The 22,171-nt window shown below is 38.1% G+C and carries 18 protein-coding genes and 1 other annotated feature; of the genes, 2 read left to right on the top strand and 16 right to left on the bottom strand.

What is annotated here, in order from left to right; all coding sequences use genetic code 11:
* Positions 1–67: 67 nt before the first annotated feature.
* From AC4PID_RS13235 to AC4PID_RS13190, 10 genes are all read right to left on the bottom strand, one after another.
* Positions 68–1,288 carry a M20 metallopeptidase family protein gene (locus tag AC4PID_RS13235; protein ID WP_492132482.1) on the bottom strand — a complete coding sequence of 407 codons (1,221 nt, stop codon included), beginning with the start codon at positions 1,286–1,288 and terminating at the stop codon, positions 68–70.
* Positions 1,269–2,426 carry an alanine racemase gene (gene alr / locus AC4PID_RS13230; protein WP_492132481.1) on the bottom strand — a complete coding sequence of 386 codons (1,158 nt, stop codon included), beginning with the start codon at positions 2,424–2,426 and terminating at the stop codon, positions 1,269–1,271. Before alr ends, AC4PID_RS13235 begins: the two co-directional genes overlap by 20 nt.
* Before the next feature lie 18 nt (positions 2,427–2,444).
* Positions 2,445–3,140: a Crp/Fnr family transcriptional regulator gene (locus tag AC4PID_RS13225; RefSeq protein WP_492132480.1), complete on the bottom strand. Its 696-nt coding sequence runs from the start codon at positions 3,138–3,140 to the stop codon at positions 2,445–2,447.
* Between the two features lie 153 nt (positions 3,141–3,293).
* Positions 3,294–4,691 (bottom strand): Na+/H+ antiporter NhaC, encoded by a 1,398-nt coding sequence (nhaC, locus tag AC4PID_RS13220; protein ID WP_492132479.1) that lies wholly within the window; start codon positions 4,689–4,691, stop codon positions 3,294–3,296.
* 138 nt (positions 4,692–4,829) lie between these two features.
* Positions 4,830–5,687 (bottom strand): response regulator, encoded by an 858-nt coding sequence (locus AC4PID_RS13215; RefSeq protein ID WP_492132478.1) that lies wholly within the window; start codon positions 5,685–5,687, stop codon positions 4,830–4,832.
* A gap of 15 nt (positions 5,688–5,702) precedes the next feature.
* Positions 5,703–6,974 carry an ATP-binding protein gene (locus AC4PID_RS13210; protein WP_492132477.1) on the bottom strand — a complete coding sequence of 424 codons (1,272 nt, stop codon included), beginning with the start codon at positions 6,972–6,974 and terminating at the stop codon, positions 5,703–5,705.
* A complete protein-coding gene (locus AC4PID_RS13205) occupies positions 6,967–7,692 on the bottom strand; it encodes a DUF2161 family putative PD-(D/E)XK-type phosphodiesterase (protein ID WP_492132476.1) in 726 nt (241 codons plus the stop codon). Before AC4PID_RS13205 ends, AC4PID_RS13210 begins: the two co-directional genes overlap by 8 nt.
* A 118-nt stretch (positions 7,693–7,810) precedes the next feature.
* Positions 7,811–8,320 carry a GNAT family N-acetyltransferase gene (locus tag AC4PID_RS13200; RefSeq protein WP_492132475.1) on the bottom strand — a complete coding sequence of 170 codons (510 nt, stop codon included), beginning with the start codon at positions 8,318–8,320 and terminating at the stop codon, positions 7,811–7,813.
* A gap of 3 nt (positions 8,321–8,323) precedes the next feature.
* The gene (locus AC4PID_RS13195; RefSeq protein ID WP_492132474.1) at positions 8,324–8,815 is read right to left on the bottom strand and encodes a ferritin family protein; all 492 of its coding nucleotides are present in this window, start codon (positions 8,813–8,815) and stop codon (positions 8,324–8,326) included.
* Positions 8,816–8,826: 11 nt separating this feature from the next.
* Complete coding sequence (locus tag AC4PID_RS13190) at positions 8,827–10,281, bottom strand: leucyl aminopeptidase (protein WP_492132473.1); 1,455 nt, start codon at positions 10,279–10,281, stop codon at positions 8,827–8,829.
* Between the two features lie 203 nt (positions 10,282–10,484).
* Here AC4PID_RS13190 and hutG point away from each other — a divergent pair, with 203 nt between their 5' ends.
* Positions 10,485–11,477: a formimidoylglutamase gene (hutG, locus tag AC4PID_RS13185; protein WP_492132472.1), complete on the top strand. Its 993-nt coding sequence runs from the start codon at positions 10,485–10,487 to the stop codon at positions 11,475–11,477.
* Positions 11,478–11,776: 299 nt separating this feature from the next.
* Here the strand turns inward: hutG and gatB are convergent, their stop codons facing one another.
* The 5 genes from gatB to AC4PID_RS13160 all read right to left on the bottom strand — a co-directional run bounded on the left by gatB (position 11,777) and on the right by AC4PID_RS13160 (position 18,717).
* Positions 11,777–13,192: an Asp-tRNA(Asn)/Glu-tRNA(Gln) amidotransferase subunit GatB gene (gatB, locus tag AC4PID_RS13180; protein ID WP_492132471.1), complete on the bottom strand. Its 1,416-nt coding sequence runs from the start codon at positions 13,190–13,192 to the stop codon at positions 11,777–11,779.
* A complete protein-coding gene (gene gatA, locus AC4PID_RS13175; RefSeq protein WP_492132470.1) occupies positions 13,189–14,646 on the bottom strand; it encodes an Asp-tRNA(Asn)/Glu-tRNA(Gln) amidotransferase subunit GatA in 1,458 nt (485 codons plus the stop codon). The genes gatB and gatA overlap by 4 nt, the downstream gene beginning before the upstream one ends.
* A gap of 8 nt (positions 14,647–14,654) precedes the next feature.
* On the bottom strand, positions 14,655–16,730 hold the full coding sequence (gene aspS, locus AC4PID_RS13170) for an aspartate--tRNA ligase (RefSeq protein WP_492132469.1): 2,076 nt from the start codon (positions 16,728–16,730) through the stop codon (positions 14,655–14,657).
* Positions 16,731–16,869: 139 nt separating this feature from the next.
* Positions 16,870–17,115: a binding site (T-box leader), on the bottom strand.
* A gap of 109 nt (positions 17,116–17,224) precedes the next feature.
* Positions 17,225–17,482: a YkgJ family cysteine cluster protein gene (locus AC4PID_RS13165; protein ID WP_492132468.1), complete on the bottom strand. Its 258-nt coding sequence runs from the start codon at positions 17,480–17,482 to the stop codon at positions 17,225–17,227.
* Positions 17,482–18,717 (bottom strand): aminopeptidase P N-terminal domain-containing protein, encoded by a 1,236-nt coding sequence (locus tag AC4PID_RS13160; protein ID WP_492132467.1) that lies wholly within the window; start codon positions 18,715–18,717, stop codon positions 17,482–17,484. The genes AC4PID_RS13165 and AC4PID_RS13160 overlap by 1 nt, the downstream gene beginning before the upstream one ends.
* A gap of 111 nt (positions 18,718–18,828) precedes the next feature.
* On the opposite strand from AC4PID_RS13160, the gene AC4PID_RS13155 reads away from it, so the two are divergent.
* A complete protein-coding gene (locus AC4PID_RS13155) occupies positions 18,829–20,718 on the top strand; it encodes an ABC-F family ATP-binding cassette domain-containing protein (RefSeq protein ID WP_492132466.1) in 1,890 nt (629 codons plus the stop codon).
* Here AC4PID_RS13155 and AC4PID_RS13150 read toward each other — a convergent pair.
* Positions 20,704–22,164 (bottom strand): methyl-accepting chemotaxis protein, encoded by a 1,461-nt coding sequence (locus AC4PID_RS13150; protein ID WP_492132465.1) that lies wholly within the window; start codon positions 22,162–22,164, stop codon positions 20,704–20,706. The genes AC4PID_RS13155 and AC4PID_RS13150 overlap by 15 nt on opposite strands.
* Between the last annotated feature and the right edge of the window lie 7 nt (positions 22,165–22,171).

Genomic DNA, 22,171 nt, shown 5'->3' with positions numbered 1-22,171 from the left:
CATTCACCTACTTGCCTAAATCTTTATTTGCATTTTAAATTCATACCAAATGTATTTCCCTTTTAATCTATAAATCCAATGCACATGCCATAATTGCTTTAACTTGTAAATAGGTTCCTAAGATGAGGGATTCTTCATCAAGAAAAAAGTCATGCGTGTGTAGTGCACCATCTAGTCGATCCTGAAAACCACACCCTAAGTGATAAAATGAACCCTTCGCTTCGTCTAAAAAATATGAAAAATCCTCTACGCCCAATGACGGTAACTCTTTTTCATATACATTCGCTTCACCGAGTTCACTTTGAAATACCTTTCTTAGTACTCTCGTTGTATCAACATCATTAATCAGTGCTTTATAGCCTTCCTCGAATTTTATCTCAGCTTTTGCCCCTGACCAAGCACAAACCGATTTAACTAAGCTCGTCAGCTTTTCTTTTAAAAGCTGACGAGTTGTTTCATCTGTCGTTCTCATACCGCCTGAAAACACCACTTCGTCACAAATAATATTGTCTTTAGCACCACCATGGATCTTTCCTATGGTGATTACCGCTTGATCTAAAGGTGAAACATATCTGCTGACCAATGTCTGTATGTCATTTATTATGGATGCAGCGATCACAATGGCGTCGATTCCTTTAGTTGGATAGGCACCATGCGCAGCCTTTCCCATAATTCTAACTTCAAATAAATCAGAAGCAGCGTTGAGCTTTCCTTCTCTAATTTCAACTGCACCTACTGGCAAGTACGGCATGACATGTAATCCTAAAATGCAATCGACGTCTGGTGATTTCATTACACCCTCTGAAACCATACGCATTGCACCACCTATAGTCTCCTCAGCAGGCTGAAAGAAAAATTTTAAATTGCAAGGAAGCAGAGATTCATTTTCAGAAAAAAACTTTGCAACGCCCAATTGGATCGTCGTGTGCGCGTCATGACCACATGCATGCATCACTTGATTCACGCGAGACTTATATGGCACATCAAGTTCTTCTTGAATAGGCAATGCATCGATATCTGCTCGAAGACCAATTGTTTTTTTCATCTCTTCCTTAAGCAGTACACCACACACACCCGTTGATGCACTTGGGTAATTATTGATATTCATTGTATTTAAATGAGCAATGATTTTTTCTTGTGTTTTATACTCTAATTCACTTAACTCTGGTTCTTGATGAAATGAACGCCTCACTTCTATTAACCACTCTCTATCTGCCACTATTTTTTTATAAATAGGATCATCAAGATAAGGCTGATTGTCTAATGTATCATATTGATGTAATGCCATATTTGTTCTCCATCTCATCTAAATAATTGATTATAAAGGTCTCCTTACCATTCTCTACGATCTCTCTCGGAACGCGCATAGCAATCCGTGAAAGCAACTCATTTCTATTGGTTTCTGCCATTTTCGCAAGTTCAAGTAGCTGTGGTGAAACATCATCAAATAAAATAACTTCCGTTCCCAAGCTTACTTCTTCAACATCAGTAACATCTATCATACATTGATCCATGCACATCAGACCGACGATAGGTGCAAGATGTCCGTTAACCATTACTTTACCCTTTCCAGATAGATGCCTTGGCAATCCATCTGCATAGCCAATCGGAAGAACAGCAATTTTAGTTTGTCTTTCAGCTATAAACAGTCGATCATAACTAACTGCCTCACCAATTTCTAGCGTTTTGACTTGTGTCACATTTGTCTTTAAAGACATAACTGGTCTAAGTGTAAACGGTGTTTTTCTACTACAGTAACCATAGAGGATTGCCCCTAATCGAACCATATCATAATGTTTATCTGGATATGCAATCGTGGCGATACTATCACAGGCATGTTTAATTGGTATTGAAATATGACGCTCTCGTAGCTGTTTGATCAATGCATCAAATTTCGCAAACTGCGCCTCATCTGATTCAATTGAGTCCAATGCCAAATGTGTAAAAACACCCTCTACAATGAGAAATTCATAGGTCAAACAAGCTTCAAGAGCTTCTATCAATTCACTTGGGTCCTTATAACCCAATCGATTAAATCCAGTGTCAAACTTTAAGTGGATTTTCGCTTTTTTGTCATCGTAAGAAGCATTTAAGTTGAGTTTTCTAGCTTCGTCGATACTGAAAAGGGTAAGAGTTATGTCATGCTTAACAGCTATGTCGTAATCCTTCTCAAAGGTATATCCCATTACCAAAATAGGACATTTAATGCCACTTTTTCTGAGGGCTTTCCCTTCTCTTACATTAGCGACACCTAAGTAGTCTACGCCCAAAGCTTCAAGGTGTTTGCCTATGGTAATCAGATCGTGTCCATAAGCATTTGCTTTTACGACACCTGTAATTTTTACATTGGGTGCGATGATCTGACGCATTGAACTATAATTATGTGTGAGAGCGTCGAGATCTATTGTGGCACGTGTACCAATCATTCTATTTCTCCTGTCAACCTATATTTCTGCTTTCATCGCTTCTAAATCGAGTATCTTAAAAGATGATTTATGAAAATCAATATAACCATCCTCTTTCATTTTACTTAGTTCTCTTGAGATTGATGGTCGTGCAACATTAAAAAAATCAGCAAGAGCATCTCTGTTCATCGGTAATGTGAAAATCGGCGTATTTTGTTCTTTCCATTGTTCAATCAAATAAGCACACAATCTACCTCTTAAGCTTCTAATGGATAAATAGTCCACCTTGCGCGTCAGCATGAGTGCTTTTCTAGACATAATTCTCAGCATGTTATAAATAACCGTTTGATGTGCGTCGCACATTTTTTCACAGTTTTTAATGATATTTTCAGGTGAAATAAATATAACTTCACAATCCATTTGAGCCGTTACATTGACTGGCCAGAATTTACGGTCAGAAAAACTAATCATCTCACCAAACATATCTCCGGAATGCAGCACCGTTAAAATGGCTCTAATCCCTGCAATGTTTTCCTTTGCTATAACGGCTTCACCCTCGATAACAATACCGAGGCCAGAAAAAGGGTTGCCACTAATTGCGATGCTCTCGCCTTTCTTAAACTGTGTAATTCTTGGATTCAAACAATTCAGCATATTTGCCAACTCATGTTTTTCAACGCCCTTAAACAGTGAGGTTGTAACCAAACAATCCACAACTTTATCTTGAATTTTCATATGTCTCTCCTAATGTGTATATACTCAAGCATAGCATTTTTACTTATATAATAAAAGCGAATTCAGAAAATTGAGACAGATAAAATAAATAAAAAAACTGTATCAAAGCAATGCTTTGATACAGTTTTATGTTTACTATAGATTTACTCATAATTAAGCTTCTACATTTTCAACTTTCGCTGCTTTTTCCATAGTAATACCTGTGAAACCATAGAAAATAGATACGAATGGGTTAATTAAGTTCAAGAAGCAGTAAGGCACATAAGTCCAAGGTGTTAAACCTAATGTAGCGATCATAAAGGCACCGCATGTATTCCAAGGAATAAGTGGTGAACTGAGCGTACCAGAGTCTTCAAGACATCTTGATAAGTTTTTAGGAGCAAGTCCTCTGTCATCAAATGCTTGTTTGAACATTCTACCAGGGATAACGATTGAAAGGTATTGATCACCAGCTAATACGTTCATACCGATTGCAGTAACGATTACTGAAGTTACCAATAAACCTGTAGATTTAGCAAATTTTAAGATAACGCTTGCTAAAGATTCAAGCATACCTGTTTTTTCCATAACCCCACCAAATGTCATCGCACAAAGGATTAAAGAAATTGTCCACATCATGCTATCAAGACCACCACGAGTTAGTAAATCATCGATAACTGCAACACCAGTTGAAGATTCATAGCCATAGTGAAGTGCATTGATAACATCGCCTAAAGAAGCACCTTGAATTGCCATAGCAGCAATACCACCAAGTAAAGCGCCGCCAAATAATCCAGGAATAGCTGGAACTTTAGCAACTACGATACCGATAACAAGAACAGGTACTAATAAAAGTAAAGGATTGATTGTAAAGTTAGCTTGAAGACCTTGATTGATTTCGTTGATTACTGTCATATCAAGACCATCTGCAGAATAACCAAAGCCTACGATGATAAATAAGATCGAAGCGATGATGTACGAAGGACCTGTTGTATAAATCATATGCTTAATATGATCGAATAATTTTGCGCCTGCCATAGCTGGTGCAAGATTTGTCGTATCTGACAGAGGTGACATTTTATCACCAAAGTAAGCACCTGAAATAATCGCACCACCGATTACGTGAGCAGGAATGTTTAAGCTCATACCAATACCCATAAGTGCGATACCTACTGTACCAGCAGTTGTCCATGAAGAACCAGTTGCTAGTGATACAACAGAACACATAATTAATGTTGCAAATAAGAAAATTTTAGGAGATAAAACTTTAAGTCCATAATAAATCATTGTTGGTACAACCCCAGAAAGGATCCAAGTTCCGATTACCATACCGATAATCATAAGGATAATAATTGCACCCATAGACATCTTAATTGTTTCTACGATACCTTCTTCAATTTCAGACCATTTCATCTTTAATACAGTCATACCAATGATAGCTGCAAAGATAGCTGAAGTGAATAAAGGAATGTGTGGTGATGCATCTACTACTCGAATTGCGTACATGAGTGATGCGATAACAAATATTACTGGAATAAGTGCAATCCATGGTGATACTCTACGTTTTTCCATAATGAAAATTTTCCCCCTTTTTTCATTTGATAGAGAACTGTTCCCCTTATCATTATGTTAATTATATTTAATTGTTTCTGAAAAAATTAAAATAATTCAAAAAAATACATTTCACTTTCTGAAAATTGTAAACTTTTTTTACATTTCCTCAACAATCAAGATAAGATTATCCAAAAATTTCTTGATATTGATTTTTCCACCAGTTCCTTTTTTGCCTCTAATGGATTCCATCTCTAATCTAACTTGGTCAAAATCAAAAAGGGTATTGCTATATTTGACGTATGTTTCATTGAGATAGTCTTCTATACCGAGGTTGGCAATATTACTTAGCCCTTTGTTTACGGTTCTTCGAATCCGTTGTTCCATAGCCTTTGGATTCTCGGACAATTGCTCAGATAGATCTTTCAGCTTTAAACTGCTTCCCTGACCATTTGTATCGATCATGTGCAGGCAAAGTTTCAAAATATCATCACACCCAACTTCACCTAAAATGCCTAACCTAGAGAATACCATTCTAAACTTCTTTTCAAGATCCTGACCTAAATGTGAGCTATGATGACTGATTTTATTTCTAATAGGTTGCTCCTCAAGTGATAGCACTTGTTTGATTTTCTTAAAATTAGTTTCTAAAATAATTTGATCTGTTAGGTTTTTGATAACTTGGCGAATTTCTTTTTTATTCACAGGCTTGCTGATAAAAAATGTAATACCTTTTTCATAGGCATCCCCGACAATTTTTTTTGAAGATACTTGCGAAACCATGATGCACTTACTATCAGGGCAAACGCGCTTGAATCTTTCGACTAGCGATATGCCATCAAGTTCAGGCATCAATAAATCCACAATTAAAATATCCGGTTTTAGAAGACAGATTTCATCCAGAGCCGTAAGACTTGAATTGCAAGTCCCGATAATTTCGCCTAATTCACTATCTAAAATGATTTCTTCAACCATCTTGATGATGCTTACATCATCGTCTACAATGTATATTTTCATTAAATGCCCCGTTTCTTAGACTTTATTTTTAGGTAATACGATTCTAAACTGAGTGCCTATACCAAGGTTTGAGGTTACTTCAATCTCACCTTCAAAGTACTTCTCAACGATATCTAAAACAAGCGACAAGCCAATCCCTCTGTTCGAATGTCCAGTTTCATCATTATACTTTGTTGAATAGCCAGGTTTAAAAATATAATCGATTAACTCCTCACTGATCCCACAGCCATTATCACTTATGGTAAAGTAATGCTTCGTATCATCCTCATTATGGGTAAGTCTGACCTCGCCTTCTGATTTAATCGCCTCTACCGCATTGTTAATTAGATTCCTAAGAACCGACATTAACATGCTGTGTTCATGTATAGGTGCTCTACTATGGACATCAAAATACAATATCACATGTTTTTTCTCGTTTTCAACTTCTCTGAGCGTACTCATATAAAGCATTTTAACGAGATCGCTTAAGTTCAGTCGATCAAATGGAGTTTCATTGAGAATAATTTCATCGATACCATCTATTACTTTAAAATAGTTCTTTTTTATCTCATGTACGTTCTTTGCTATATTGAGTGCCTTGTTTTTCTGTGCTTCTTGTGAGAGTTGATCGTATTCTCTATATAAACCGAAGGCTTCATCCATTACAGATTCAACATGCTCTGTGTTGTTTTTTAGAAAATAAATTTCACCTCTTAGCTCAGATAATAGATTTATTTGCATGCGATACCGCTCATCATGCTCTTCTTTTCTTAAAAAAGAATTGTAATATTTAATTGCGCTAATCAAGAGAATTGCAATGGATGCCCTTGTAACTGCAACAAACATCAAAGTTGCCATAACAGATCCAGAAAAATACTCCTCTATACCAAATCTAGAGATAAACTCAGCAGCATTGCCTAGAAAGTCACTTGCTAAAGCCGCTAGAAAAAAAGTATAGAGCGACTTTTGATCATTTAAATAGTATAAAAGTGTAAAGATGATCCCATAAGTAATATCAAAATACATAAAGTTAAAATCTGCCCAAAAGGCATTTGCAAAGCTACCATAATAATAAAAGCCAGTCATGGTTCTAAAAAAAAGACCGAAGGCTGCAATGAAAACTGCTGTAGCCGCAGGTAAAAGTCTTCTATCCAAATAGTAATAGATTGGCAGAATCACCACAGCTAAATTAATCGTATAATCAAATGGAAAAATTTTAAGATAGAACCCAGACACAACCGCATCTACAAATGCAATCAATAGCATTTTGGTAATTTGAACTCTAGAATATTGATGTGAATCAATCATGAGAATGACCTTCTCTTTCTGAAAGTATGAATTCGACAATTCCCTTATGTGTAACTAATGCTTCTTCCCCTAGTTGAGAAACCTTATATACGCCTTTTTCAACCTTTTCAAACCAGCCGTGAAAATTTTTATTCAAAATGCCACTTGCTTTTTGGGTTTTCATGCCAAGAAATTGAAACTCATTTGAACGACTAAAGCCTTCTTTAGACATATAATAGGCCATCAACAAGCATTCTTCTCGATAGGCAGTCATTAATTTCTCATTTTTCGTTCCTGCAACATTAAAATCACCACTTCTTTTGTTAAACTCTTTTACGAGTAAAGCGCGCCTATTTTTCTTTGCTTTACGACTTCTTTCAAAATCAAAGCTTTCAGGTTTTAATACTTCGTAGCAATACGGCTCTGTGGATCTAAAGTTGACCACAAGTAACCCAATATTGAGTCTTCTTAAAGTTAGTAAAGTAGCATTAAACCGCTTGCTCGCTATCGCTTTAAAATCATGTACAACCGCTATATAAACTGCATCAACATATCCCTGTCTTTCAACCGCTTGGTTGATGACTTCCAAATTTAACTTTAGCTTCATCTCAACGGCGATTAAAGTTGAATCATCATATAGTCCGACCATATCGATCGATTTAACTTCTGATCTAACTTTACAGCCTTGCCCCTCAAGCCATTCTTTAACTGGGACATGCAAGTCTGTTTCCTTAAGCATTTACTCACCTCCGAGATTCATGTCTCTATTTTAATAAATATCAGTTCAGATGTCTATAGAGCTATGAACAGTAAAAAAACCTACCGCCATGTGAGACACACGAGGTAGGTTTTAAACCTTAACTTGAGCAACGCTCCCACCATTGAATTTCTTTGTCAAAATCAAAGTAATTAAATGAGAGTGCTCTCAGCACCTTAATAGATGCGATATTTTTCTCTGAAACACTGGCCAATACCCTTGTCACATCAGGCATAGTCAATGCCCATAATACAACTGCATTAACCGCTTCCTTGGCGTATCCCTTTGATTGAAATGGCTCAAAAATCTCGTAACCAATTTCTACAGAGCCTTCCATATTGGGTGGTCCTTTAAAACAGATACTACCAATGATTTCATTATTCGCTTTTGAAATAATTTCCCAGCTGGTGAGCCAATGAATCAATTGTGGATATGCCTCTGCTGCGAAATAAGCATTGGCGAACAAAGACTGTGTTTCGCTATCTTGAACGGGCATGGTGATTTTGACACCAAGCTTTTCTTGAACTTTACCATAATCCTCCAGATAAAGTTTAAAAAGATCCAAGTCCAAGGATACGATTCTAAGTCGATCCGTCTCAAGCTCTGTCATACACTAAAATGGTTCAAAGCCTTGATCTGACCACCATTCTTTAATCAAGTCTTCATATACTGCTGTAAATTGATCCAAATGTACTTTTTCCCATTTTGCTAAAACATCAAAAAGCTGTTTCGCAACATCATAAGGGGTTTCAGCTTTTGCTTTTTCATAAAAGTTAACCGAAGCTCTCTCCATTTCGATACCAATACCGAAGACAGAAACCGAAAGATTGGCATTTTTATTTTGTAGATTGTCCCATTTGAAAATTTGAGGACTTGGTGGATTTTCAATTAGAGCTAATGTTGTTTGATCTTCAGGGTTGCCACTTAATTTTTTAAATGCATCCTTCAACCAATCGATGTGCTTAAGTTCTTCGTTTGCTAAATTCAAAAATGCCTTTTTCACTTCTTCTTCAGGGGTGTTATATGCAGCCATTTTGTAAAACTCATAGCCTTCTACCTCGTTAAGAATAGCCTGTTTGAATACTTCCACATCTCTCTTTAACATAATTAACCTCACTATTTACTCATTTTTTTTGCTAAATAAACCAATGGAATTGCACCTGAGCCCGTACCACCTTTAGAATAAATGCCTTCGGCTTTGTCCTTAAATGCAGTACCTGCTATATCTATGTGTACCCAAGGTATATCCTTTGCAAACTCTCCAATAAATAAACCTGCCGTAATGGTCCCTGGTGAACCCGCTGTATTCGTTAAATCTGCTTGATCGTGTTTCACAAGCTCTTTATATTCATCGAATACAGGCATCAACCATATTTTCTCATTCGCTTTATCAAATGCTTTTTCTACTGCAAAGTAAAAATCTTCATTATTTGTAACCACAGGTGCTGCCTCTGAGCCAAGACAATGGATTGCAGCACCAGTCAACGTTGCAATGTCAACGACATGTGTTGCGCCCTCAATTTTTTGAACATAGGTCACAGCGTCAATTAATGTCAAGCGACCTTCAGCATCTGTATTACCGATATATATGGTTTTGCCACCCATGGACTCAATAATGTCACCTGGTTTATAGCTGATGCCTGAAATCATATTTTCACATGCAGCAACGACGCCAACTACATTTACTTTTAAACCTAGCTTAGAGATGGCACCCATTGCCGCTATTACTGCACTGGCACCTCCCATATCATCCTTCATATTCACCATGGATGCAGTTGGTTTGATGGATAAACCGCCTGAATCATAAGTTAATCCTTTGCCAACAAAACCAAAGATTTTATCAGAATCTGGATCCCCTTTGTGTCTCATAACGATGAGTTTTGGTGGGTTTGAAGAGCCTTTCGCTACCGCTAAGTACGACTTCATTCCTAAAGCTTCTATTTCATTTTGTTCCTTTATTTCAATTTCTAAATGTGACCCTTCAGCATAAGTTACTGCTAGTTCAGCAAGCTTCTCAGGTGTCATAATGTTAGCTGGCATATTGGTTAACATTCTTGAAAACACATTGGTTTCACCTAATAATACGGCTTCTTCAAATGCCTGTGCGTTAAATGCTTGATTTAATATTTCAATCGTTTCAAGTGTCGATGGCTTTGCATCTGTTTTATAGTCGTTAAACTCATAATCACACATTGCAATGCCACTAAAGAGCTGTCTTTGTAGTTTATTCCCTACTTCTGTTACTTTTGCAAGCATCGATACATCTATACCAATCGTAGCTACTTTTTTCTTTTTTTGATCCTTAATAAGTGTTGCCAAAGTCTTAATCACCTTGGTCAAATTAAACGACTCTTCAGAACCTAAGCCAAGTAAGATCAAATGATGAATGCTACCGTCTTTTAATACTGTCGCTGTAAAGCTTTCGCCCGTTTTTCCCTCAAACAATTGTTTTTCTTTTAATAGACTCAAGTTGAGTTCACTGTTTTCTATGGTTTCTTGATTTTCAGTTACCCCGATGATGAGGGCATCGAGCGCTTCCGCCTTTAGCTTGTCTACTAACTTTAATTGCATATCTGCCTCCTAAAATTTTGACACCCGAATTATTTATATTACTATATTATCATACCAATTTTTATGTGCCTATAACAGTTTAGTCATTTTTTTAAGAAAATGTTATGTTTGTATGACGTAAAATAGTCTGTTATTAGGTATACTGTATAATGGTATAATTAATTAAAAGTTTTATAATCTTTATTTTGAATCGAGGCACACTAATGATTGAAAAATATATTGCGCCAGATCTTATGGCGTGGACGGGTAGAATAGATTCTACGACAAACTATGATGCGTTTAGATGGCATCAATGGATTTTAGCATTGGATTTAAATGCACCAGTAATTGAGCTACCTGAATTTAAGGCAGGAGTTGCCATTTTAGGTTTTAGTAGCGACGAGGGCGTTAGGCGCAATCTAGGTCGAACTGGGGCTGCTAAGGGGCCGAATAGCATTCGCAAGGAGCTCTGTGGATTGCCATGTTGCTTTACACAGGCATTTAGATTGTTTGATGCGGGAAACATCCATTGTGACGATGGTAACCTTGAGACGAGCCAAGAAGCCTTGAGTATGGCGGTATCACGTATCAAAGCACTCGGTTTATTTCCTATTGTCATCGGTGGTGGACACGAGGTGGCTTATGGCGATTATAAAGGTCTAATGAAAATGGGCACTTATCCTGGTATTATCAACTTTGATGCACATTTTGACATAAGGCCATATCCAGAATACGGCACATCTGGCACCATGTTTCGACAAATTTACGATGATTTAAATCAACTGGATCAAGCGTTTAACTACTTTGCCATCGGTATTCAGAAAAGAGGCAATACGGTTGATCTCTTTAAAACCGCTGAAGCAATGGGTGTAGAGTACTTAATGGCAAAGGATATCGGTGAGGGTGAGCTAACCGATGCCATGTCTAAGCTCGATACTTATCTTTCGAGACAAGATGAAATCTACCTAACCATTTGTACCGATGTCTTCTCATCAGCATTTGCACCGGGTGTAAGTGCAACGCAACCTTTAGGACTTCATCCAGAGCGAATTCTAAAGTTTTTTAAGCATATCTTTAGAACCGGTAAGGTCGTCCTGTTTGATATCGCAGAGGTATCGCCAAGATTTGATAACGATAACATCACTGCCAATCTAGCGGCAACTTTTATCTTCTCAGCCATTAATTCGCTCGCACATCAACACCATTTGGCAGTTTAATTAATATTGGAAATATATTTTTGTGCGATTAAAAAGGATAGATGTGCCATCGAAAAAATGGTCATCTATCCTTTAATAATTTAGCTTTTAACTCTAACTAAAATCTATTAACTCTAATCTTTACTTGTAGCTTTTTTCTTGTAGCTCTTTTCTTGTAGTTCTTTTCTTGTAGTTCTACACTTAGAGCTCTTAACTCCTAGATCAATTTTAAACTAATTTTTTTCTTGTTCAATATCTCATTTTATATCTATTTATATCGCTACTATTTCTATTTTATATCACACTTTGCTCTACATCCTCTAGCCAACTATTTCCTTGAAGATGGCTTCACAGATAGTAGGATCAGCCTTTCCACTGGTTCTTCGCATCATTTGTCCTATAAAAGCACCCAGTGCCTTTGTTTTACCAGCTTTATAATCACTTACGATCTGAGGCATTTGTTCAAGAATTTCTTCTGCTAGCTGAGTTAAGGTTACCGTATCTGTAATCGGCCATAGATCGTGCTGATCAATAATTGCCATAACTGATGCTTCTGTATTGGGGATCATTGATAGTACTTTTTTAGCGATGGAGAGATTGATCTTATCTTCGGCAAGAAGATCGACTAATACTGCCATCTCTTTTTCACTCACCTTTAGACTTTCTTCTGTTTCTTCTACCGTTTTCATAAGCTCACCTATGATTAGGTTGGCGAGTGTTTCTTTATCCGTCACCATTTGCGCTGTTTTTTCATAAAATTCCGCGATAACCTTATCTTTGACCAGTTGCTCCGCCATATCTACTCGGAGCTGATCTTGATCGATAAATGAATGAATGTAATCCGCCGGTAGCTTTGGTAAGCTTGCTTTCGCGTCCGCAATTTTTTCTTTTGACAACAAGATTGGCATTAGATCCGGATCGGGAAAATAACGATAATCATGCGCGTCTTCCTTAGAACGCATGGCGAAGGATTGACCTTTTGCAGGGTCCCATCTTCTGGTTTCCTGTTTGATTTGTCCGCCTGCTTCGATAACCTCTATTTGTCGCTTCATTTCACTTTCAATGGCTTTTACCACATAGGCAAATGAGTTGAGGTTCTTCATTTCAGTACGTGTGCCAAGTTGTTCACTGCCAACCTTTCTCACAGATAAGTTGACGTCACATCTAAATGCACCTTCATTCATTTTACAAGAAGAGATCCCTAAAAATTGCATCGTCGCTCTCAATTTTTGAAGATAAGCTTTTGCCTCCGCTGCAGATCTCATATCTGGCTCTGAAACGATTTCGATTAAAGGTACACCACCTCTGTTATAGTCGATCAATGTACCGCCACTCACTTCATGTACAAGTTTTCCTGCATCTTCTTCAATATGAACCCTTGTGATGCCAATTAGCTTGGCCCCCTCTTCCGTTTGTATCGACAAATGGCCACCAAATGCGATGGGTTTTTCACTTTGTGAAATTTGGTAGGCTTTTGGTAAATCCGGATAAAAGTAATTTTTACGATCCTGTTTACCGTCTTCAGTAATTGCACAGTTCAATGCTAAGCCTGCCTTTAAAGCTGATTCTACCACCTCTTTATTCAAAACCGGCAATGCACCTGGTAATCCCAAACAAACTGGACACACCTGAGTGTTTGGTGCTGCGCCAAAGGTGGTTGGACAGCCACAAAAGATCTTTGATTTTGTATTTAATTCAACATGGACTTCAAGTCCGATCACACATTCATAGCTCATTGTTCTGCCCTCCATATCTTTTTAGAAGCTTCAAAGGCATTTGCAGCTGATAATATCGTTCTTTCATCATAGGCTTTACCGATCAACTGAATCCCCACGGGTAAATGTTGACGATCGTATCCAGCATTAATAGATATTGCTGGTAAACCTGCGATGTTAATCGGTACGGTATAAATATCCCCCAAATACATCTCAACTGGATTCTTGGAATGTTCTCCAAATCGATAGGCAGTTGAAGGTGCAACTGGAGATAAGATAAAGTCGTATTTTTCAAAAAGTGCATCATACGTCTTTGCAATCATCGTCCTAATTTTGAGTGCTTTTTGATAGTAGGCATCATAATAGCCTGAGCTCAGTGCGTAGGTGCCAAGTAGAATACGTCTTTTAACCTCGCTCCCAAAGCCTTCACCTCTGGTCTTTTTATAAAGCTCCTCAAGGGTAGTAAAGGTCTCAGTACGATAACCATACTTTACACCGTCAAATCTCGCTAGGTTGGATGAGGCTTCTGCAGATGAAAGCAAATAATAAGCAGGCAGTGCTGCATCAATACCGTTAAAATCTACTGTTTCAATGATTGCTCCTAACGAAGCGAATACTTTAGCCGCATAAAGAACGGTTTCCTTCACATCTGCATCTATCCCTTCACTTAAAAAGTTCATCGGAAGAGCGACCTTCATTCCCTTTACTGACTTTTCTAGTAGTTGTTCTACAGTAAAAGACTCCGATTCACCACTGGTTGAATCCTTCTCATCGTGTTTGGCTAACGCTTTGTAAACCATCGCTACATCTGATACGGTTTTCCCCATAGGACCAATTTGATCCAGTGAAGAAGCAAAAGCAATCAGACCATTTCTTGATAATCGCCCATAGGTTGGTTTTAAACCAACGATACCACAAAAGCTTGCTGGTTGTCTGATTGAGCCTCCTGTATCAGATCCAAGTGTGTATGCAGCCATATGTGCAGCAACCGCTGCAGCAGAGCCACCGGAACTGCCACCTGGAACACGTTCTAAATCAACTGGATTTTTTGTTTTCTTAAAATAAGAGTTCTCAGTTGAAGCGCCCATTGCAAACTCGTCCATGTTGAGCTTACCTAGAACGACCGCATCTACTTCTCTTAGACAGTTAACGACACCTGCATCAAAAGGTGAGCGATAACCTTCTAGCATCTTCGAAGCGCAGGTAGTGGGCATATCGGTTGTACAAATGTTATCTTTAATTGCCATTGGAATGCCCGCTAGTGGGTGGCAGCTTTCACCTCGGCTCAGCTTTTCATCTACTTCCCTTGCCTTTTTTAGGGCACCTTCTCTATCGATATAAAGGAATGCGCCAATTTCTTTTTCTTGTCTTTCTATTTCTTCTAGATATGCCAATGTCAGCGCTTCACTTGTCATTTCTCCAGATCTAAGGAGTGCTGCTTGCTTAGTTATAGTTTCATAAACGATTGATTTCATATAGCCTCCTATTCCACTGTTTTAGGTACAAAGAAACACGCTTCACGTTGACTTGGCGCATTTTCTAATGCTTTTTCTACAGATAGGGATCTTTCACATTCATCTTCTCTCAATACGTTAGCTGCTTCACCTATAAAATAAAGCGGTGCTAGCTCCGATACATCATATTTGGAAAGCTCATCTGCAAATGCGACAATGTCGTTAAGGTCTTTTGCATACTGCTGCTTTTCGTGCTCATTTAGCTCTATCTTAGCCAAATCAGATACGTACTCGATCATAGATAAATCCAGTGACCCTTTTTCTCTTTCAAGAGCCATCGCTTGATTGAGGTAAAGCGATAACTCATCCAACTGTTTCACATCTACTTCTGAAGGTGCAAGCATCATAGGGCAAGAGCCATCTCTGATTTTTGGAAAGGCGATGACCTCTCTTATACTGCTCGCACCGACAAGCATCATAACCAATCGATCAAGACCGAAGGCAAATCCGCCATGAGGCGGTACACCATATTCAAAGGCACTCAGCATGAAGCCAAAGCGATCCTCTACTTCTGTTTTGCTAAACCCAAGCATTTCAAACATTTTTGCCTGTAGTTCAGGTGTTGAAATTCTTATACTACCACTGCCCAGCTCTATACCGTTTAAAACGATGTCATAGGCCTTTGCACGCATCTTGTCCGGCTCGGTATCAAAGAGATCAATATCTTCATCCACCGGATGGGTAAATGGATGGTGCATGGCAACATACCTTTTGGCTTCTTCGTCGTATTCAAATAATGGGAAGTCCGTTACAACTAAAAATGCAAACTCATCCTTTTTTCTAAGCCCGAGTAAATCGCCAATTTCAAGCCTAAGTGCACCGAAGATCGTTCTTGCCAGCTTACCAGGTTCTGCACAAAAGATAATCAAATCTTCTGGCTGTGCTTCTGTTTGCTCTATTATTGCCTGCATCTGAGCTTCGCTGAAATACTTCGTGAGGATGGATTGAATCTCTCCACTACTGTCAAGTGCAATCCAAGCCATGCCACTACCACCCAATTCAATGACGCGCTTTGTCAAATACTCAATTTGTGTTCGTGTTAACTTCTGACCACCTTTAACCGTAATGGCTTTAACGATACCCCCTTGATCGACTACCTTGCGAAATACTGAAAAATCGCATGTCTTCATTAAGTCCGTTAAATCGACCATTGGCATTCCAAATCTTACATCTGGCTTATCAGAGCCATAGGATTCCATTGCCTCATGATAGGTCATTCGTCTAAAAGGTGTCTGTATTTTTAACCCAAGCGTCATTTCCATTACCATAGCAAAGAGCCCTTCAAGAATTTCAATAACATCTTCTGCATCCACAAACGAAAATTCCATATCAACCTGGGTAAACTCTAATTGTCGATCGGCTCTAAGATCTTCATCTCTAAAGCATTTCGCCACTTGGAAATAGCGATCGATACCACCAACCATTAAAAGTTGCTTATAGATTTGTGGTGATTGAGGCAGTGCATAAAAGCTACCTTTGTTCATCCTGCTTGGTACTAAAAAGTCTCTTGCACCTTCTGGTGTACTTTTCGTTAATATAGGAGTTTCCACTTCCAGACACCCTAATGACATCAAATAACTTCTCACTGCTTGCGTCACAGTTTGTCTTAGCAGTAGATTTTTATAGGCACTTTGACTTCTGAGGTCAAGGTATCTGTATTTAATTCTCAAATCCTCTTTTACGGTTTCTGATTCATTGATTCTAAAAGGCGTATTCTTTGCCTTTGAGTATATTTTTAACTGACTTGCTCGCAAATCTACTTCTCCAGTTGGAATGGAAGGGTTTATAGTATCTGCACTTCTCAGCTCTATCTGACCCGTAACCTCGATAACAAACTCATTTCTGAGACTTTCAGCTAACTCAAAATCCGCTTCTGAAAGATTTGTTGCATCCAGTACAACCTGACTGATCCCTGTTTTGTCTCTCAAATCGATGAAGATGACGCCACCTAAGTCTCGTCTTCTTTGAACCCAACCTTTAAGAATCGCTCTCTCTCCAACATGCAAAGCTCTTAGTTCGCCACATAAATGCGTTCTTTTTTCCATTTTTTTCTCCTTTCCATTTGTATCGAGAGCCAATCGGTTATTTTTTATTGAGTAAAAAATCTTCGGACATCGAGTCCTCAGCTTTTACCACAAGCAAGATTGTGGCTAAATAAAAAAAGCTCCCATCCCTATCGTTAACGATAGGGACGAAAGCTTACTCTTCCGCGGTACCACCCATATTGGTTTATCACCCAGCTCTTCGATACGGACATTTCTGTCGATATCTACCGTTTGTAACGTTACGGATACGGCCAAGCCTACTCGCATGCTTTCGGTTGGCAACTCGGAGATGTTCTTCTTCCTCAAACTCTGTGCCGAACTCACACCACCATCGGCTCGCTGTAACGTCTGTTTTAAGAAATACTCTTCTCGTCAAAGTCTTTTTTAATATTGAACTGATTATAAAAAGAATTTAAGGCGGTGTCAATACCTTTTGCCATAAAAATTAATTTTTAGTAATTTGACTGACAAATTCTCGTTTGGAATTATACGTGTCATTTAGGAGCGGTTTCATCTTCTAACCAGTTAAGGTAGGCTATCGCAGCCTCTTTTGAATTACCACACATTTCTACTGATGGTTGTAAACTTGCACAGACCTTTGGACGATCTGGATCGCTAAAAATCGAGCATCTTAAATCATGATCCAAATGTGGACAAGGCACGCCAGCTGGTTTTCCATGGGGTAATTTTGGCGTTTTAGTCGTAATCGAAGGAACAATGCAGCAAGCACCGCAACCCGTTCGACACGTCATTATGCCATCAACCTTTCAATTTCTTCAACTGATTTTGGAAGATGACTTGATAAAACGATATTTCCAGTTTCAGTTATTAGGACATCATCTTCAATACGAATACCAATCGATTCCTCAGCAATATAAAGACCAGGTTCAACGGTTAATACCATACCCTCTTTAAGCAAGCCATTTCTAGAGCCGATGTCATGTACGTCAAGACCTAGATAGTGGCTAACACCGTGATAATAATATTTTGAAAGCTCTGAGAAATCCTTAATTAATCCAATTGAAATCAGAGAATCTGCCAATGATTTTTGACACACCTTATTGAGCTCCTCAAAAGGAATTCCCGGTTTCATAGCATCAATAACATCTTGTTGTGCTTTTAAAACGATGTTGTATATTTGTTTTTGTCTCTCTGTAAACTTACCGTTAACAGGGAACGTTCTTGATATATCTGCTGCGTACTGTTTGTACTGAGCACCTAAGTCTAAGAGCACTAAATCTCCGTCTTTTAATGGCTTGCTATTCTCGATATAGTGAAGAATAACACCATCTTCTCCTGAAGCGGCAATCGTTTCAAACGAACATCTTTCAGCACCATTCATCTTGATATGGTATTCAAAGGTCGCTTCTAATTGATATTCATATACATTCGGTTTTAAAGTATTTAAAATGCCTTCAATTCCTAATTTAGTTAAATCGATGGCACGTTTTATTTGTTCAAGCTCTTCATCAGATTTTAGAACACGTAGCTCACATAGGATAAAGTGAAGCGACTTCATGTTTACAAATGGATAACGCTTGCTGAAATCACCTGCAAATTGTGAAGCAGGGCTATCTAATTCATCCCAATTCATTTTTTCTAAGTCCAAATAGAGGCGTGTTATTTTGCCATTATAAACCTGTCTTGCGATCCAACTAACAAAACCATCGACATATTGAACATCTGTAATTCCTGATAATTCTACTGCTGCGTCTTTTGTTAGCTTACGCCCCACCCATTTTTCGATATCATAGTCTGGTTTTTCTATAAACAGCGTTGATTCTAATCCTTTTTCAGACTTCACCATCGCTAAAACGAAATGTTCTTGAGTACAACCTGTAAAGTAAAAGAAATTCTTATTTGGTAAAAAAGAATAATGTGCATCTGCAGTACTTTTCGGTGCTTTTCCTGAGAATAGAATTGCCATATCTCCTATTTCCATAAAAGATGCCAATTGCTGTCTGTGGTTCTCATATAACGCTTTCATTGTCAGTCCTCCTAAGTCCAAATTGAGTCTCGCTACTATACAGTTTAACATATTATGATACAATAGAGAGAGTAATTTTTAACTAAAAAGACCTTATTGAAGGAGATATATATGCATCTTTTGCAATGTAATCAAGTATCAAAATCTTTTGGAACCACTAAAATTTTAGATAATGTCACTTTTTCGGTGGACGATGCCGACAAAATTGGGCTCATCGGTCTAAATGGTGCAGGAAAATCAACGCTTTTGAAAATCATATCAGATATAATGTCGCCTGATACAGGTGAGATCATTCCTATTCGAAACTTAAAAATCAATCATCTTTTACAGGAGCAATACTATGATGATGATTTGATGATTCTCGACCAACTCTTTATGGGTGAATCAGATGAAATGAAGTCTATCAGAAATTATGAACAGAGCGTCAAAACCCTTGAAAGTAATCCAGAGAATACCGACTATCAAAATGCCTTTCATAAGGCTTCAGAGAAAATGCAAGCACTACAACTGTTTGATCTGGAATTTCAAATTAAAGGTATTCTGAATGCACTGGGCATTCATGACCTCAACGTAAAAATTGGCACGCTCTCAGGCGGACAGAAAAAAAGACTTGCACTCGCGGAAGCATTAGTGAGACCATGCGACTTACTGATATTAGATGAACCAACCAACCATTTGGACAGTGCGTCAATCGTGTGGCTTGAAGGCTATTTAAAGGCACGCTCAGGTGGTTTAATCATGATTACACATGATCGTTATTTCCTCGATAGAATTGTGAATAGAACCATAGAGGTAAGTAGAGGCAAGCTTTATGAGTATCAAGGTAACTATGAATACTATCTCGAGAAAAAAGCTGAAAGAATGCTTCAAGCACAGAGTACGAATCAAAAAAATAGAAATCTTTATCGCAAAGAATTGGCATGGATGCGTGCCGGTGTACAAGCCAGAGGTACAAAATCTAAATCGAGAATTCAACGATTCCATGAGCTTCAGGATGCATTGCACACAGCCCAGGACAGTAGCATAGAAATTGAAGCGGGCTTTAGTCGTCTTGGAAATAAGATCATCGAAATTAAGAATTTATCCATGTCATATGATCAAAAAACATTATTTTCGAATTTTGAATATGACCTCGCTAAAGGTGATCGAATCGGAATCGTCGGTTTAAATGGTGCTGGTAAGACGACACTTCTCAACCTTTTAGCAGGACGACTTTTGCCTACTACTGGAACGATAGACGTCGGCAGTACAGTTGTATTGGGCTATTTTACGCAGGACTTCGAAGGGTTTTCTGATGAAAATCAGCGTGCCATCGATTATATTCGTTCATTTGCCGAATATGTGACGACACCAAGTGGCTACAAAATCAGCGCATCGGAACTGATGGAAACCTTTTTATTTGATTCTGAATTGCAATGGACACCGATTAGTAAGCTTTCTGGAGGTGAACTAAGACGTCTCCAACTATTGAGCTTGTTGATTCAATCACCAAATGTTCTTCTGTTAGATGAACCGACTAATAACCTTGATTTAGATACCTTAAAAGTTTTCGAACAGTATCTTGATGCATTTGAAGGCGTTATGCTGGTCGTTTCTCATGATCGTTACTTTTTAGATCGTACCTGTGATAAACTTTTAGCAATTGAAGCTGGTCAGTTGGGGTTTGTATCAAGCTCTTATAGTGATTATTTAGAGAGCTTACGACTTAATGAGTTGAAAAAAGAAGCACCTGTAAAAAAAGCAACCCCTGAGCGCGTAAAAATTAAAAAAGAGAAGCTCACATTTAAAGAACTTAGAGCACTTGAATTATTACCCGACGAGATTGCAGTTCTTGAAGAAAAGCTAGGTGCTCTTGAGATAGAATTTGAGAAACATTCGACTGATTTTGCCAAACTCACTGAACTGGGTGAAAAAAAAGAAGCCCTAGAGTTAGAGCTTCTTGATGCCATGGAATTATTAGAACAACTAACTGAAAAACAAAATGCATTACTCGACAATTGATAGATTGACCAAATCTGAAATCAATTCATCAATATGCGTCATTTCGCGATTGCTTTCTTCAGAAAGTGCGACTTGACGCTTTATTGTTGTCTGCATATCGCCGATTTCACGGTGATTATGTGCAAGTTCATCCGCAGCGTTTTGAATAACGGTTTCTAGTTCGTCAAAAGTATCATAAATATGACGAATCAGCTTGCTTTCTTTAGTGAGTTCATCATTTACCTGATCAAATTTTGAGCGCATTAAGTTGAAATTCTTCTCCAAAATTTCCATTTGTGTATTACCAGAGATCATAGCCGTTTGCCCTTGTTTTGACTGCTCAAGCGCTTTATCTGTCGATTGAATAAACTCGCCAGTAATCTTTCTTATTCCTTCCGCAAAACTACCACTTTCTTCTGACAGTTTTCTAATTTCCTCAGCGACAACTGCAAATCCCTTACCATGTTCACCCGCTCTAGCGGCCTCGATTGACGCGTTTAATGCTAAAAGATTGGTTTGATTTGAAATACCTGTAATCCCATCTAAAAAGCTATATATTTCACTCATTTTTTCAGACAAGGACTCGATCATCCTATGGCTGTCTTTGATCGTTGTTTCTATCGTCGCCAATTGTTGATCCATATTCACAACCACACCGCTATTTTCTTCCACATTCGTTCTTAATCCTGAAAATAAAGTATCTAGCTCTTTCATCAAATCAAACGTTTCTTTTACAGATCCACTAGACGCGGTTACACTTTCTCGAGCTCTATTAAGATTGTTGGACGTTTTAAAAACGTCATGTGTCAATCCAGTCAATTGTTGATTCATATTTTGTATATTATTTAGGTTCTCGTTTGTCATTTCTAAAGCATTGTTTGATGAATGATTAACTGTCTTACTCACGGATTGAATTTTTTCAAAAACAATATTGAGTTGTTCAAAAGCTTCCTTACTTCTTCTCCCTTCTGCACCTGCCTCTTTTATCGTTTCTTGGCCCCATTTTGAAAGGAGTAATAATACTAAAAAAGCACAGATATACGCACCTAATCTCGGAATGAAGTCGCCAATCCCCAAGCCTGGTTCCAATAAAAATCTAGGATTAACTGCATATAACAATAGCAGTATACCAGAAGAGCTCACACCAAACGCAATCATTAAACGTAAATTAAAATAGAGAGATTGCATAATGAGTGCAAGAAAGTAAATATTAAACATTCTTGCAATGCCACCATTTACTATGGACATCCCAATCGCTGCGACAAATGGCACAATTACAATCACCTCGCCTTTAAGGATACGATTTAAAGGCAAAAAACTGATGACTGTAGAGATGATAGATGCCAAAACGGTTAATGCAGTCGCTCTTATACCGTAATCAACCCCACCGTTAATAAAGGCTGTTAGAGATAAAATCAGTGAAAATGCCCAAACGAAACCGACATTGGCTCTGATTGCTCGATTCATATTATAC

Source organism: Fusibacter sp. QWL-12, assembly GCF_058683495.1.
This window is presented reverse-complemented; position numbering and strand designations above follow the sequence as displayed.

Coding starts and splice junctions, on each gene's coding strand:
- hutG (WP_492132472.1), top strand. CDS start 10,485: ATGATTGAAAAATATATTGCGCCAGATCTTATGGCGTGGACGGGTAGA.
- AC4PID_RS13195 (WP_492132474.1), bottom strand. CDS start 8,815: ATGTTAAAGAGAGATGTGGAAGTATTCAAACAGGCTATTCTTAACGAG.
- AC4PID_RS13205 (WP_492132476.1), bottom strand. CDS start 7,692: ATGCTTAAGGAAACAGACTTGCATGTCCCAGTTAAAGAATGGCTTGAG.
- gatA (WP_492132470.1), bottom strand. CDS start 14,646: ATGAAATCAATCGTTTATGAAACTATAACTAAGCAAGCAGCACTCCTT.
- AC4PID_RS13200 (WP_492132475.1), bottom strand. CDS start 8,320: ATGACAGAGCTTGAGACGGATCGACTTAGAATCGTATCCTTGGACTTG.
- nhaC (WP_492132479.1), bottom strand. CDS start 4,691: ATGGAAAAACGTAGAGTATCACCATGGATTGCACTTATTCCAGTAATA.
- AC4PID_RS13225 (WP_492132480.1), bottom strand. CDS start 3,140: ATGAAAATTCAAGATAAAGTTGTGGATTGTTTGGTTACAACCTCACTG.
- gatB (WP_492132471.1), bottom strand. CDS start 13,192: ATGAGCTATGAATGTGTGATCGGACTTGAAGTCCATGTTGAATTAAAT.
- AC4PID_RS13235 (WP_492132482.1), bottom strand. CDS start 1,288: ATGGCATTACATCAATATGATACATTAGACAATCAGCCTTATCTTGAT.
- AC4PID_RS13155 (WP_492132466.1), top strand. CDS start 18,829: ATGCATCTTTTGCAATGTAATCAAGTATCAAAATCTTTTGGAACCACT.
- aspS (WP_492132469.1), bottom strand. CDS start 16,730: ATGGAAAAAAGAACGCATTTATGTGGCGAACTAAGAGCTTTGCATGTT.
- AC4PID_RS13215 (WP_492132478.1), bottom strand. CDS start 5,687: ATGAAAATATACATTGTAGACGATGATGTAAGCATCATCAAGATGGTT.
- AC4PID_RS13210 (WP_492132477.1), bottom strand. CDS start 6,974: ATGATTGATTCACATCAATATTCTAGAGTTCAAATTACCAAAATGCTA.
- alr (WP_492132481.1), bottom strand. CDS start 2,426: ATGATTGGTACACGTGCCACAATAGATCTCGACGCTCTCACACATAAT.
- AC4PID_RS13165 (WP_492132468.1), bottom strand. CDS start 17,482: ATGACGTGTCGAACGGGTTGCGGTGCTTGCTGCATTGTTCCTTCGATT.
- AC4PID_RS13160 (WP_492132467.1), bottom strand. CDS start 18,717: ATGAAAGCGTTATATGAGAACCACAGACAGCAATTGGCATCTTTTATG.
- AC4PID_RS13150 (WP_492132465.1), bottom strand. CDS start 22,164: ATGAATCGAGCAATCAGAGCCAATGTCGGTTTCGTTTGGGCATTTTCA.
- AC4PID_RS13190 (WP_492132473.1), bottom strand. CDS start 10,281: ATGCAATTAAAGTTAGTAGACAAGCTAAAGGCGGAAGCGCTCGATGCC.